The sequence below is a fragment of the Intestinibaculum porci genome, from assembly GCF_003925875.1.
In the GTDB taxonomy this organism is placed as follows: domain Bacteria; phylum Bacillota_I; class Bacilli_A; order Erysipelotrichales; family Coprobacillaceae; genus Intestinibaculum; species Intestinibaculum porci.
The window spans coordinates 2,693,295-2,706,839 of the sequence record NZ_AP019309.1; the positions used below are offsets into that span (position 1 = coordinate 2,693,295).

The following is a 13,545-nucleotide window of genomic DNA, read 5'->3' on the forward strand; positions in this document are numbered from 1 at the left end:
ATCACTCAAAAAGTGATCGCTTTGATACTTTCAATAAAGGCATGAGTGATATCGGCGGTTAAGCCCCAAATCACCTCATCCTGAAATAAATACATATACACATCACGGGTTTTCTCTAACCACTGATAATCCTTCCCGCCTGGTAAGCGTTCAATGGGAAAATGAGGATCAGGAATGGTTTGCTGGGTCAGTTTATATTGCTGGGGAATATTAGCACATAGCCAAGTGAGCGGGACTTTAAATAAGTGATCCACTTCATCTTGAGAATAACTGTAAGAACCTTTGATCTTCCCAATATAAGGCCAGACGATCGCGCCATTGCCAAGTTCAAAACTATCCATGCCGCCAATCACTTCAATCGCTTCCGGCTTGATCAATAATTCTTCACAAGTTTCGCGAACAGCCGTTTCTTGACGGCTTTCATGCCCTTCCATCCGGCCGCCGGGAAAACAAACTTCCCCTGGCTGCGAAGATAACTGATAAGAGCGCACTTCATAAAGCAGAGATAATGATCCGTCTTCCTCTATTAACGGCAATAAGACCGCTGACTCACGTTTGATCCGCCGGCCTTGGCGGCCTTTATAAACCTCCTCAATCGCCTGATTGAGGGTCATTCTGGGTGATGGTCCGACGGATTTCTTCATAGTCTTCCTTCGCTTCCTTAAAAGTATTTCGGATACAGTAGTTATGCGGACATTCTTTGCGTAACACCGCATGGATGGGAATCAGATCCATTTTAAAAGTAGAAATAATACTTGGCGCTTTCGCGCTGTAAATATCACAGTCACCATAATAAAGCCAGGTTTCTGGGGTATTGGCTAAATCCATATGCCGGAAATGGGTAAAGTCATCACTGCCCTTTAAAACTTCATGACCATAGGTATAGCTCATTAATGGATCTTTGCGGGAAATCTTTTTCATTGTCTCCGCTTCTTTACCAACGGCATTGCCGACTGGTGAAATGAGGAAGAGATAACGTGGCGATGCTAACTTTTCATGACTGTTATTAAATGGGAAGAAGTCTAAAAGGATCGTCGCCCCTAACGAATAGCCATAAAAGTCAATCGCCCCCGCCTCATAATATTTCAACATTTCCTTGTACACTTCATAAATGCAAGCCACCTGCCCGTTGATTGTTGAATCAAAGGTATGCGGATAAAGCGGCAGCCAGATATCACGATGGGTTTCATCACCAAGTTTCCAGGCCGCTTCTAATTCCTCTTTAGTGGGATAAAGCGGTAAAACATTGCCAGGGCAATACAAAATAGCTTTTTCAGCTGGCGTCTTCTGAACCATCCGAATAACCTGAAAAGTAATCATCTGATTATGAACGACTAAAGAGATCTCCACTTGTGAAAAGAGATGATCATAATTTTCCTTCGGCATCTCAAATGCATGTTTGGCATTATAACGTTCCACTCTTGATGGTAATTCCTCAGGTTTGGTCGTCCACTTTTTAAAGCCTGAATGTTTTAAAACATTTTTATATAAATTTAATTGAATACTCACAATGACACCTTCTTACATTTGCGTTTCCTCAAAAGAGAGGAGATGATCGTTTTGATAGGTCGCCTTAGCCTGATGCACCTTTTCATCTTTTAGCCAGGAAAGGAAGTAAGGATCCGCTTCCCACATTGGTAAATCAGACAGTTTCTCATCATCAATCCAATGCAGTTCTCCTTCATCACAAACATGCATTTCACCACTAAAATCTTCACTTGTATAAACATACATTTTTTCTTCATAATGACGCGTTAAATCGATGAATAAAACCGTCCCGACAAAGCGGGCGCTATGCATAATATAATGTGTCTCCTCATACGTTTCTCGCTTAGCGCCCTCATAAGGCGATTCTCCTGCTTCTAATTTACCACCAATGCCAATCCATTTTCCACTATTTAAATCATCTTTCTTCTTATTGCGCAGCAGCATTAAGGTCTGATGAGGACGATGCAGATAAATAAGCGTTGTTTCTTTCATTTACAAGTACCGATAATAATCTGGCGAGCAGCTTTCGACGATCGTCAGATCTGTGCATTTTTCAAGTTCTGCTTTCAAATGAGAAACCATAATCACCTCGGCGTGATGGCCAATATCAACTAAGACTTTGTTTTGAATCGTTGCTTCTTCCCCGGTATGGTATTTAAGATCACCAGTAATATACGCATCCACATCCGCTTCGTGAATAAAATCACTGCCGCTGCCGCCGCAGATCGCCACGCGAGAAATCATTGCTTTTTCTCCCGCTACGTGGACAACTGGTAAATGATAAACTGCTTTCACCCGGGCAATAAAGTCATCAAAAGTGAGCGGCGTTGTAAACGTTCCTTTTTTCGCAATGCCGGATTCTTCAAAATCAGTAATTTCCGTTAACCCTAAAGCCTCGCATAACCATGTATTCATGGAGACTTTATCTAATGGCGTATGCGAAGAATAAATGACTAAATCATTTTTGATCGCCAGCGCGATACATTTTCCCACATAACTATTAAGGTCTAAGGAAAGATCTTTGAATAAAAAAGGATGATGGGTAATAAGCATATCACACTTTGCGGCGATCGCTTCCTCAATTGTCCGCTGATCGCAATCTAAAGCGATCATCACTTTGTGAATCTCCTTATAAGCATTTCCGCATTATAAGCCAGAATGATCCCAAGCCTCCTGCAGTGATAAGGGATATTTTTCTTCCATTAAAGTTATTAATTCTTTAGCCTGCATGATCTAACACCTTCTCAATCATTTCTTTTTCTTTTAATACTTTCTCATATTTCTCATGTTGCGGATCAAGACTTTTTAAAATCCGTCTCTGCACTTCTAAAGCATGCATCCACTTTTCTTCAAAAAGCGGACCTTGTTTTTGTCTTAATACCGGGCCAAACATCAGATCTTCTTCGCTATAAGAAACATCCTGCCCTTTTTTAGCGACGATGATCTCATAAATATGATGGCCATCTTTGACCATCGCTTCATCAATGATCGCTAACTGATGTTTTTCTAAACAGGCTCTTAATAAATCAATCGCTGTATTCGCCTGTAAGAAAAACAAATTATCATCCATCTTTTCAACGTGGGCTTCTAAGATTTGACTCATTAATAAACCGCCCATGCCGCAGATCGCAATCATGTCAGTAGGCAGGGATGCAACTGGGTCTAAGCCATCTCCTAATAAGGGAATAACATGCCCAATTACCCCTTCATGCACAATCGTGGCCTGAGAACTTGCGAGCGGGCCTTCTGCCACGTCACAGGCATAGGCTTTTTCAATCACATGATTTTTGTATAGAAAACAAGGCAGATAAGCGTGATCAGTGCCAATATCTGCCAATGTGTTTCCGGTTTTATACTGTGTAATCATCTCGCAAATCTTAAGCAGGCGCTTAGAATGGAGTTTCATTAACGGTCTAAGAAGTCTTTCAGACGTTTAGAACGTGAGGGATGTTTCAGCTTTCTTAAAGCTTTCGCTTCAATCTGTCTGATACGTTCTCTTGTGACGTTAAATTCCTTACCCACTTCTTCGAGGGTACGCGTACGACCATCATCTAAGCCAAAACGTAAACGTAAGACTTTTTCTTCACGGTCCGTTAATTCTAATAAGACTTCATTTAATTCATCTTTTAATAATTCATTAGATGCGTAATCATCTGGTGACATCGCCCCTTCATCTTCGATGAAATCACCTAAATGGGAATCATCTTCTTCCCCGATTGGTGTTTCTAATGAGACTGGTTCAAGAGAAATCTTCTGAATTTCTCTGACTTTTTCCGGAGTCATGCCATCCATCTTTTCGGCGATTTCTTCCGCCGTTGGTTCACGCCCTAATTCCTGAATCAGCTGACGCTGAATACGGGTTAATTTATTGATCGTTTCCACCATATGGACAGGGATACGGATCGTACGCGCCTGATCGGCAATCGCACGGGTGATCGCCTGACGAATCCACCAAGTGGCATAGGTTGAGAACTTAAAGCCTTTGGTATAATCGAATTTTTCCACGGCTTTGATCAGACCCATATTCCCTTCCTGAATCAGGTCTAAGAATAACATACCACGACCAACATAACGTTTCGCAATCGAAACGACTAATCGTAAGTTGGCAGCGGCTAATTTCTTTTTTGCTTCTTCGCCTACCTGGCCGCCTTCAAGAATCTGTTTTGCTAATTCGATTTCCTGTTCATGCGTTAATAAGTCAACACGACCAATTTCTTTTAAGTACATTTTGACAGGGTCATTGATTTTAACGTTTGAACCAAGCTGATTGGCATCATCTTCTTTATCATCACCGGTCATCATCGAAATGGTATCACCCATATCCAGATCCGTTGAGAAGTCTAAATCAGGCGTATCATCATCTTCGGCTCCTGTGCCGTCATCATCAAGACCTAAATCTAATTCTAAGCCTTCTAAATCATCTAAGTCATCATCTGACCCTTTCATGATTTCATTGTCATCAATATCAATATCTAAATCTTCTTCAGATAATAAGTTGTTTTCTGAAATATAAGATAAAAGTTCTTCTGATGATTCATCATCCAGATCATATTTATCAAGGAAGGCATCTAAGTCATCCTGGGTTAACTGCCCGCCACGAATCTGGGCATTTTCTTTGATCATGTATTTTAAATCATCAAATGTCATTGCTTTTGCTGGTTTCTTTTCGCTCATACGTTCTCCTTTTGTAAATTAATAATTTCATCTACAATCTGCGCGCGGGCTTTCGGATCTAAGACATCCTTGAGCTGCTCTAAAAGCTGATTCTTCTTCAGCTTCATCGCGTTCTTTGAAATAATTGTTATATAGTCATTAATCGCTTTTTCATCACTCGGTAAGGGTAAATGAAGATCATCGACCTGGGAAAGGGTCTGCACTAACTGTGGGTGATCGGGTCCGATAATATCCATCAGCGTCGCCACATCAAGTTTGACATGATGGCGGTAGTAGTCTACGACATACGAAGCGATCACGCGATATTCTTCGTTATACATAAAGCCTAACTTCGCTTCATATAAATCCGCTACCGCTTTTTCATTTAACATGTAATACAGTAAATTACGTTCCGCCAGTTCATATTTATTATGAACAATGTTAGCCACGTTCTGGAAACTGCGGGCAAACTGCGTATTCACCTGACGATTGAAATCAATCGTCGGTACTTCCCGCAAGGTTGCATCATTCACCGCTTCCTTCACGATATCTAGCGAGAAATCCGTCAGTTTAGAGAGTTTCTCGATATAGTGTTCCCGATCAATCCGATCGGTCAGTTTAGCGATCGCTTTAATGCCGGCATCAAGCAGGCTGCGGCGATCATCATAGTTCCGTAAATCACGTTTTGAAGATTCATAGATTAACATGAAATCAATCAGCGACAAACGATCTTTGAGGACCGCATCTAAGGCATCCTGCCCTTCACTGCTGTAAATCTCATCCGGGTCCCGGCCTTCCGGTAAAAGAATCAGTTTCACATCAAAGCCTTGTTCATCAAGAAAGGCGGCAGCTTTATAAGCAGCGGCCTGCCCTGGCGCATCGCCATCAAGACATAAGACGATATTCTTCGTTAATTTCTTTAACATCCGAATATGTCCCTGCGTTAACGCCGTTCCCATTAAGGCAATGCAGTTTTCATGATGGGCGCGGCTCATCGCGATGACATCCATGAAGCCTTCGTTAATATATACAAAGCCTTCTTTTTTCACAGCATCCTTGCAGCGATGATAGTTATAGAGCACCTGTCCTTTAATGAAGATATCGGACTCTGGCGAGTTCATATACTTAGCGCCTTCCTGACCATTTTTATAAATACGTCCAGAAAAGCCTACAACACGGCCATATTCATCATGCAAAGCGAACATCACACGATCGTTAAAGCGATCGTAATGACGCTGTGATTCGATGACTAAGCCAGATTTCTCCATATCGATTTCCTGATATCCCATATGTTTAAACGCTTCATACAAAACATTTTTACTAGGGGCATAACCGACATCAAAACGTTTGATCAGTTCCTCATCAAAACCACGCTTAGCGAGATAATCACGCGCTAATGTTCCGGATTTGGTGTTGAGATAATAGCTGTAAATACGATTGGCTTCAGTATGCATATCATAATAAACCTTATTTTCTTCCTTCACCGGCTGACTATAAGATTCTAAATGATAGGCTGATAAATCAACATGACCGATTTCGGCGACCATTTTGACGGCTTCAATCCATTCAATGTGCAGGTAATTCTGTAAGAAGGTAAAGACATTCCCGCCATTATGACAGACGAAGCACATGTAAATCTGTTTCTCCTGAGAAATAGATAAAGAGGGATCACTGTCGTCATGAAATGGACAAAGCGCTTTGTAGCTGCGGCCATGTCGATGCAGAGAGAGATAACGGCCGATCACGTCGACGATATCGACGCTATTGCGGATCTCATCAATCTTCTCCTGAGGTATTCTTGACACACATATCCCTCCTTAAAAATTATAACTGAACTTTTTTCGCAATATAGTCTTTTAACTGATCAATTGGTAAACGGATTTGTTCCATCGTATCACGATCACGAATTGTAACAGCATGATCTTCAGCTGTATCAAAGTCAATTGTGATACAAAGTGGTGTCCCAATCGCATCCTGTCTTCTGTAACGTTTACCGATCTTGCCTGAAACATCATATTCACAGTAGAAGTCTTTAGATAATTCAGCGTAAATCTTTTCGGCTTCTTCCGACTGTTTCTTCGTTAATGGTAAGATGGCTGCTTTAACTGGTGCTAAAGCAGGATGTAAATGCATAACGATACGCGTATCGTTATCTTCTAAGACTTCTTCATCATAGGCATCCGCGAAAACCGATAAGAATAAACGGTCCGCCCCAACCGATGGTTCAATAACATATGGGACATATTTTTCATGAGTCTGAGGATCTAAGTAAGATAAATCTTTCTTAGAATATTCGATATGTCTATTTAAATCGTAATCTGTACGATCGGCGATCCCCCATAATTCACCCCAGCCAAATGGATATTTATATTCAATATCCGTCGTTGCTTTAGAGTAGAATGAAAGTTCTTTCTGATCATGATCACGGAAACGTAAGTTTTCTGGTTTAATGCCTAAGTCATTTAAGAACTTCATGCAATGACTGCGCCAGTAGTTAAACCATTCTAAATCAGTATCTGGTTTGGTGAAGAATTCTAATTCCATCTGTTCGAATTCACGGGTTCTGAAGATGAAGTTACCTGGGGTAATTTCATTACGGAATGATTTCCCAATCTGACCAATACCGAAAGGAATTTTCTTTCTGGTTGTACGCGCCACATTTTTAAAGTTGACGAAAATACCCTGAGCGGTTTCTGGACGTAAGTAAACAGTACTCTTATCATCCTTGACAACACCCATTGATGTTTCGAACATTAATTCAAACTTACGGATATCGGTAAAATCATGTCCGCCGCAGTTTGGACAAGCAATGTTATGTTCCTTGATAAACGCCATCATTTCTGCTGGGGTCCATCCATCGGGATGTAATTCAGGATCATAAGCCTCAATTAATTTATCCGCACGATGTCTGGTTTTGCAGACTTTACAGTCAATTAATGGATCGTTGAAGTTGCCAACGTGTCCTGATGCCTGCCATACCTTTGGATTCATAAAAATTGCCGAATCAATACCGACATTGTATGGAGATTCCTGAATGAATCTCTTCCACCATGCCTGCTTGATATTATTTTTTAACTGAACACCTAGAGGTCCGTAGTCCCATGTATTTGCCAGTCCATCATAGATTTCTGAACCCTGATAGACAAAGCCCTGACCTTTAGCGTGTGCAATGAGTTTATCCATATCTGTATTAGCCATTTTATCCTCCTAAGACTTCATAAGATAATAAATGACCTAGCAACTGCTAAGTCATCACATTCGATTAAATTCAAATCGCATAATACCCTTATAGTAGTGATTTGTCAACCAACGATAAGTGTATTAGTAAAAACATCTTTCTTCGAGCCAATGATAAATATCATTGTAAACATCGATCTTATTTTCTTCCTTCATTAAGGCATGCCGACTCTTTTCATAGACCTTGATTGTCAAGTCTTTGATGCCTCGATTACGATAGTCTTCATAGATCTTTTGCGCATCCTTGCCAAAACGGGTGACAGGATCATCCTTCCCGCTTAAAAGATAGATCGAAAGATAATCTGGCGTCGCTTCAATTGTCGTCGGCAGATTCGCCATCTTATTGATATGCAAAACATCTAAAAAGCCTTTAGCTGTATAAGGGAAATTATTCATCGTATCTTTCTCATAAAGTTCAATTTCTTTCTGATTGCTCGTCAGATAGTCAAACTGATTCTTACCCACTTTTTTCGCAAAGCGGCGACGAATGATCTCCATTCGTTTTTCCGCCCGATATCGCGATCCCCTGACCATTTTTTCTAACTGAAAACGTAAAGTACCAGTATGGGAGAACGAGATATTATGAGCTGGCGACAAGAGAATCATCCCTTGGAAAAAATCACCAAAGCGCGTTGCATAAAGACGAATCAGCGAAGCGCCAAAGCCCATCCCAATATAAAAGTGCAGAGCTTCCGGATAACGCGGCATGATCACCTGCTGGAGATGATGCATATCTTTCAGTAAGCCTTCCATCGCATCACCTTCGCCAAAATAGCCCTGTTCAAAATCAATCAGTGAACGGCCATGACCGGCAAAATCACTGACAACCACAACATATCCTTTATTTTGCATCCATTTTGCAAAATGATCATAACGTTCTAAATCTTCCCCTAAATCGTGATGCACAAATAACACCGCTTTGATCCGCAGCACGATCTTTGGTTCATATATTCTAAAATGGACATGCGTATGTAAACTTGAAGTATACGTTTCTTCACTAATCATAAGCAAGCCCTCCTTCTTATATAGCTCCATTTTACAACAAGTTTCGCAAAAATAAAAACAAATTGTTTGCATTTAAACAATTTGTTTGAGGAAAGTTTTCGATTTCAGACGAATCCCGATGTACTCTTCCACATAGTACTCAAAAATCGGCAACACCTGTTTGACTATATCATCCGCTAAAGTCAAACGCGACACCTGTTTCATCGTCGTTTTATATAAGTAGCGAATCGCTTTTAAGGCATCTAAGTCGTAATGGATGGGACCCGTATGATGTTTATGACAGACAAAGCCGCCATCATCTAACTGAAAATCAATCACTTTGGTGGAATCACAAAAGACGCAGTGATCCACCTGCAGTTTCACACCATTCGTTTTCATAATATGGGCATTAATGAGGGCATAGACGTAAAGATAGTTTGCGCCTTCATCTAAGGCTTCAAGCGTTTCTTTCAAAAAATCAAAGGTCGATTGCGATGGTTTGTTTTCCGGCAGGTAACGGTAATAGTATTCCATCAGATAATCCGCCACAATTTCACGATTCAGATCCTTACGAATATTGTTGTAATAAGAAAGATGTTGCCCGCGAATAAGCGTTGATAATCCTTTCCGCGGCGTGATCTCAAATTCACTAAGGCTCATCGGCATGACAATCGCCGCATTTTTTGAGGTCATCTTCCGCGTACCTCGCGCCGTTAAAGTGATCTTGCCAAACGTTAATGAGTAGATCGTCACTAACTGCGCTGTTTCTTTATAGGGCATTGTCTTTAAGACAATGCCCTGCGTATTAGCTGTAGTCATCGCTGTTGTAGCCAAATTCTTTCAGATAGGTCTGCTTGTTGCGCCAATCCTTTTCGACTTTGACATATAATTCCAGATCCACATTTTTCCCGCTGAAGCGGCGCATATCGCGGCGCGCCTGCTGTTTGATTTTCTTGATCATCGCGCCCTGCTTGCCAATGAGGATCCCTTTCTGCGATTTCCGATTGACGACGATATCCGCCATAATATGGATATGATCATCATCTTCCTCCCACTGCTGAATCACAATCGCCACATCATGAGGAATTTCATCATGGGTGAAATAGAGGATCTTTTCACGAATAAATTCCGAAAGAATGAACTGTTCAGGATGATCGGTAATCATCTCTTCTGGATAAATCTGATCTCCTTCGGGCAGATCGCTTTTTAACGTTGCCATCAGATCATCTAAGTTATCCCCATTGAGGGCACTGATCGGAATGATTTCCTTAAACGGATAAAGAGCGCTCCACTGCGTTAACTTAGCGAGCATTTCATCTTTCGTTAATAAGTCCGACTTATTCAGTAATAAGTAAACCGGACATTCTGCTTCGCTTTTGAGACGTTCAACGATAAAACGATCGCCTTTACCGATGCGTTCATCCGCCGCTTCCATTAATAAAATAATATCCGTGCCGGCAATCGAGCCTAAAGCCGTCGCATTCATAAAGCTGCCTAAACCATCCTGGGGTTTATGGATCCCTGGTGTATCTAAGAAGATCATCTGCGCTTCTTCATCGGTATAAATTCCCTGAACCGTATTACGGGTGGTCTGGGCGGTTGGTGATGTGATCACCAGTTTGGTTTTTAAAATATGGTTGAGCAATGTCGACTTGCCGACATTTGGCCGGCCGATAATGCTGATAAAACCTGATTTGTACATAGTTTACATATCCTCACTTGTAAATGTGCGGGGCAAGAGTTCCTTGATATTCGTCACTTCGTAACGATCACGAGCCCCTAAAATAATTGGTGTTTCAGGATCTAATAATTCTCCTAAAACCTGGCGGCAGCTGCCGCATGGCGAAATTAATGTTGGGCCATCCCCCACAATCGCCAAAGCGACGATATCTTCTTTATGATAGCCGCGACAGTACGTCTGGAAAACGGCATTGCGCTCGGCGCACATCGAAGAACCATAAGCCGCATTTTCAATATTGCAGCCATGGATGAAGGTGCCGTCTTTTAATTCGCAGCAGGCTCCCACTTTAAAATGGGAATAAGGGGTATAGGCATTCTTTTGCGCCTCGTACGCTTCATCCACTAAATACTGATAATCTTTCATTACTTTTCACCTCTTGTAATCTGCAGTTTATCTAAGATCACTTTCTGAAGACCGAACATTTCTTCTTCATCTTCTTTATTCATGTGATCATATCCTAACAAATGTAAAACGCCATGGGTGAATAAGAAACACATTTCCCGGCGCAGCGAATGTCCATATTCCTGAGCCTGCGCCTGGGCATGGTCAACGGAAATAAAGATATCGCCTAATTCCCGGGGCATGCCTTCAACATAATACTGTTCATTATCTTCTAAAGCAAAGCTGATGACATCCGTTGCCCGATCGATCTTTCGATAATCACGGTTGATCTGATGAATCTTTTCATCATCGACTAAAATGACCGACATTTCCACATCATCATGGATGTTTAATGTCGCTAATGCTGTTTTTAAAATTGCCTGAAAATCTTCCTGATAATCATCAGGGAAAGATGTTTCATTGACATATGCTAAATCTATGGCCATATATTTTACCTCTAAACTTTCACACAAATTATAGCATAATCACGCGTCTTTTTGTACTAAGAGATCAAGGCTCTCATAACCCGCTTTTAAAGCCTCGTGATGGGTGACAATGACAAAGATTTTCTCACTGTTCATAAGCACTTTTACAAGCATCTGCGCACGCTTGATCGCTAAAGCATCAAGCGTTTCATCAAGCAGGCAGATTTCCGCCTTAGAAAGGAGAGCGCGGGCAATGAGAATGAGCGCCGCCTGTCCTTTCGATAAAGGGGCCCCTGTTTCATCAATATGCAAATCAAAGGATTCTGTTAAGTCAAGGGCCTGCATTTCTTTTAAGACGCTGGCAATTTTGCTCATATCTTCGCATAAAAGATTTTCAAAGACGGTGCCGTTAAAAAGCTGACGATCCCCAATATAAAGGACATGTGACGCAATCGCCGCTGTCGAAAGATTTCTTAATTCCTGATCATTATACAAAATCTGACCGCGATAGTAATGATCACTGCCCGCTAGTAAGCGTAAGAGCGTACTTTTGCCAGCGCCATTATCACCTGACAAAAAGCAGCTATGCGCAATGGTAAAATCTAAATGGGAAAGGACATCTTCATGATAGCCATAGCTGTAAGAAAGGTTATGCACGGTCAGCGAAGAAACCTTTTCTAAATGATCTGCTAAGGGACTGATTGGTAAATGAAATTCTTTAAAATGTTCAAAAACCATCTTCTCTTCCCCATAGAAGACCATTAAACGCATGATGGTCATAGTTGGATCAAAGAGCTGAAAAGTAATCATGATCACCATAAAAACTTCCCCCATCTTTAACATTTGTAAATGATAGAAGAGTAAACCTAAGCCTAAAACAATGACATTTAAAAAGGCTTCAAAAAGCAGACACGTGCGCTGCAGCTTCCGTTTCTGATCCTCATAGGCTAACTGACTTTCCTGCGCCTTCGTAAAAGCTTCCTCGTAGCTTTGAAAGTAAGTCTCTCCAAATAGATAACGATTAAAGCGGCTGCGAATCATGCTGACCAGCTTTTCACTATGCATCGCGTCATCATGTTTCATCTGTTTATAAACAAGCACTAAGCTTTCACTCTGATAGCGCACAATCAAGCCCATAATGAGTAAACAGGCGATGACAATGCATGTGATCGGCAAAGAAATTAATGATAAGCCAATGATGAAGATCGCTAAAGTAATAGAATCATGATCAATCACCTGAAAGTAATCCAGACTCAAATCACTTAAACTGTAAAAATCTAATAAGCTATTCACAATCTTCCCTTCGCCGCGGGCAAAGAAGGATTCATCATAATGCATCACCTGCTTTAATGAATCACAGACATAGTCCTGATCAAAAAGGCTATGCAGCTTACTGGCCTTCTTTTCTTTAAGCTGAGCTAAGAGCACTTTTAATAATGCCATCAGTCCATAAGCCCCCAAAATCAAGGCCACTAATAACATCGGACTATTGACGCGGACATGATCAATTAACAAAGCATAGAGCATCGCACTTAATAAACTCATCAATGACATCGCAAAACTGATCCGATTAAAAACGCGTAAATCATGACGATAACGCTTATGCTGGGAAGAGAGAAAAGAATGTAATAAGCGGCTTTGATAATGATAATAGCGTCCTAAATGCGTCACGGTAATGAGATTTTCACTATAGAGCGCTGCTAACTTTGCCTTTGTAAAATGACGCAGTCCACAGCTCGGATCACCAATGAGATAATCATCATCCTTCATTTCATAAAGCACCACAAAATGTCCATATCCATCTTTTTCCAGATGGAGGATACAAGGCATTTTAATCTTCCGAAAATCATCAAGCGGACAATGATACGCCTTCGCTTCAATCGCGTAGCCCGATAATGCCTCGACAAGACCTTTCACACTTGTGCCCTGCGCATCAACGCGACACTTCTCTTTAATGATTGAAGCATCTTCATCAATACCATAATACTTCAAAATCATCTTCACACAATAGACGCCGCAAGCTGTTTCGTCGTCCTGAATTTCTACTGGATAAGTAGCCATTTTTATCACCTCATTAGTTTAAACACTTCTACGAGGTCATTTCTCACAAAAAATCAGAACATTTTTTACTTTTCT

Annotated in this window: 13 protein-coding genes and 1 pseudogene; all 14 read right to left on the reverse strand. The window is 41.1% G+C overall.

The window, feature by feature from the left end; translation table 11 throughout:
- Positions 1 to 5: 5 nt before the first annotated feature.
- Positions 6 to 644 carry an NUDIX hydrolase gene (locus SG0102_RS12900; protein ID WP_157983058.1) on the reverse strand — a complete coding sequence of 213 codons (639 nt, stop codon included), beginning with the start codon at positions 642 to 644 and terminating at the stop codon, positions 6 to 8.
- Entirely contained in the window at positions 592 to 1,509 is a 918-nt protein-coding gene (locus tag SG0102_RS15410) for a hypothetical protein (protein WP_157983059.1), read from the reverse strand. The genes SG0102_RS12900 and SG0102_RS15410 overlap by 53 nt, the downstream gene beginning before the upstream one ends.
- A 12-nt stretch (positions 1,510 to 1,521) precedes the next feature.
- A complete protein-coding gene (locus SG0102_RS12905; protein ID WP_125120309.1) occupies positions 1,522 to 1,980 on the reverse strand; it encodes an NUDIX hydrolase in 459 nt (152 codons plus the stop codon).
- Positions 1,981 to 2,619 (reverse strand): annotated as a pseudogene (locus SG0102_RS12910) (Nif3-like dinuclear metal center hexameric protein); the annotation flags it as partial. It abuts the gene before it with no gap.
- An 88-nt stretch (positions 2,620 to 2,707) separates the two neighbouring features.
- Entirely contained in the window at positions 2,708 to 3,394 is a 687-nt protein-coding gene (locus SG0102_RS12915) for a tRNA (adenine(22)-N(1))-methyltransferase (RefSeq protein WP_125120311.1), read from the reverse strand.
- A complete protein-coding gene (rpoD, locus tag SG0102_RS12920; RefSeq protein WP_125120312.1) occupies positions 3,394 to 4,662 on the reverse strand; it encodes an RNA polymerase sigma factor RpoD in 1,269 nt (422 codons plus the stop codon). Before rpoD ends, SG0102_RS12915 begins: the two co-directional genes overlap by 1 nt.
- Positions 4,659 to 6,446 carry a DNA primase gene (gene dnaG, locus SG0102_RS12925; RefSeq protein ID WP_125120313.1) on the reverse strand — a complete coding sequence of 596 codons (1,788 nt, stop codon included), beginning with the start codon at positions 6,444 to 6,446 and terminating at the stop codon, positions 4,659 to 4,661. The genes rpoD and dnaG overlap by 4 nt, the downstream gene beginning before the upstream one ends.
- A gap of 19 nt (positions 6,447 to 6,465) precedes the next feature.
- Complete coding sequence (locus SG0102_RS12930) at positions 6,466 to 7,839, reverse strand: glycine--tRNA ligase (RefSeq protein ID WP_125120314.1); 1,374 nt, start codon at positions 7,837 to 7,839, stop codon at positions 6,466 to 6,468.
- A gap of 123 nt (positions 7,840 to 7,962) precedes the next feature.
- Positions 7,963 to 8,883, reverse strand: coding sequence for a serine aminopeptidase domain-containing protein (locus tag SG0102_RS12935; protein ID WP_157983060.1), 921 nt, complete (start codon positions 8,881 to 8,883; stop codon positions 7,963 to 7,965).
- 72 nt (positions 8,884 to 8,955) lie between these two features.
- Positions 8,956 to 9,681, reverse strand: coding sequence for a DNA repair protein RecO (gene recO, locus SG0102_RS12940; protein ID WP_162300213.1), 726 nt, complete (start codon positions 9,679 to 9,681; stop codon positions 8,956 to 8,958).
- Positions 9,668 to 10,564 carry a GTPase Era gene (gene era, locus SG0102_RS12945; protein WP_125120317.1) on the reverse strand — a complete coding sequence of 299 codons (897 nt, stop codon included), beginning with the start codon at positions 10,562 to 10,564 and terminating at the stop codon, positions 9,668 to 9,670. Before era ends, recO begins: the two co-directional genes overlap by 14 nt.
- A gap of 3 nt (positions 10,565 to 10,567) precedes the next feature.
- The gene (gene cdd, locus SG0102_RS12950; protein ID WP_125120318.1) at positions 10,568 to 10,966 is read right to left on the reverse strand and encodes a cytidine deaminase; all 399 of its coding nucleotides are present in this window, start codon (positions 10,964 to 10,966) and stop codon (positions 10,568 to 10,570) included.
- Positions 10,966 to 11,430, reverse strand: coding sequence for an rRNA maturation RNase YbeY (ybeY, locus tag SG0102_RS12955; RefSeq protein WP_125120319.1), 465 nt, complete (start codon positions 11,428 to 11,430; stop codon positions 10,966 to 10,968). Before ybeY ends, cdd begins: the two co-directional genes overlap by 1 nt.
- A 39-nt stretch (positions 11,431 to 11,469) precedes the next feature.
- Entirely contained in the window at positions 11,470 to 13,470 is a 2,001-nt protein-coding gene (locus SG0102_RS12960; RefSeq protein WP_125120320.1) for a cysteine peptidase family C39 domain-containing protein, read from the reverse strand.
- Positions 13,471 to 13,545: the final 75 nt, after the last annotated feature.

What these genes read in the sequence shown, in the direction of transcription:
- SG0102_RS12900 (WP_157983058.1), bottom strand. Translation starts at nt 644, where the DNA reads ATGAAGAAATCCGTCGGACCATCACCCAGAATGACCCTCAATCAGGCG.
- SG0102_RS12905 (WP_125120309.1), bottom strand. Translation starts at nt 1,980, where the DNA reads ATGAAAGAAACAACGCTTATTTATCTGCATCGTCCTCATCAGACCTTA.
- SG0102_RS12915 (WP_125120311.1), bottom strand. Translation starts at nt 3,394, where the DNA reads ATGAAACTCCATTCTAAGCGCCTGCTTAAGATTTGCGAGATGATTACA.
- rpoD (WP_125120312.1), bottom strand. Translation starts at nt 4,662, where the DNA reads ATGAGCGAAAAGAAACCAGCAAAAGCAATGACATTTGATGATTTAAAA.
- SG0102_RS12930 (WP_125120314.1), bottom strand. Translation starts at nt 7,839, where the DNA reads ATGGCTAATACAGATATGGATAAACTCATTGCACACGCTAAAGGTCAG.
- SG0102_RS12935 (WP_157983060.1), bottom strand. Translation starts at nt 8,883, where the DNA reads ATGATTAGTGAAGAAACGTATACTTCAAGTTTACATACGCATGTCCAT.
- recO (WP_162300213.1), bottom strand. Translation starts at nt 9,681, where the DNA reads ATGACTACAGCTAATACGCAGGGCATTGTCTTAAAGACAATGCCCTAT.
- era (WP_125120317.1), bottom strand. Translation starts at nt 10,564, where the DNA reads ATGTACAAATCAGGTTTTATCAGCATTATCGGCCGGCCAAATGTCGGC.
- cdd (WP_125120318.1), bottom strand. Translation starts at nt 10,966, where the DNA reads ATGAAAGATTATCAGTATTTAGTGGATGAAGCGTACGAGGCGCAAAAG.
- ybeY (WP_125120319.1), bottom strand. Translation starts at nt 11,430, where the DNA reads ATGGCCATAGATTTAGCATATGTCAATGAAACATCTTTCCCTGATGAT.
- SG0102_RS12960 (WP_125120320.1), bottom strand. Translation starts at nt 13,470, where the DNA reads ATGGCTACTTATCCAGTAGAAATTCAGGACGACGAAACAGCTTGCGGC.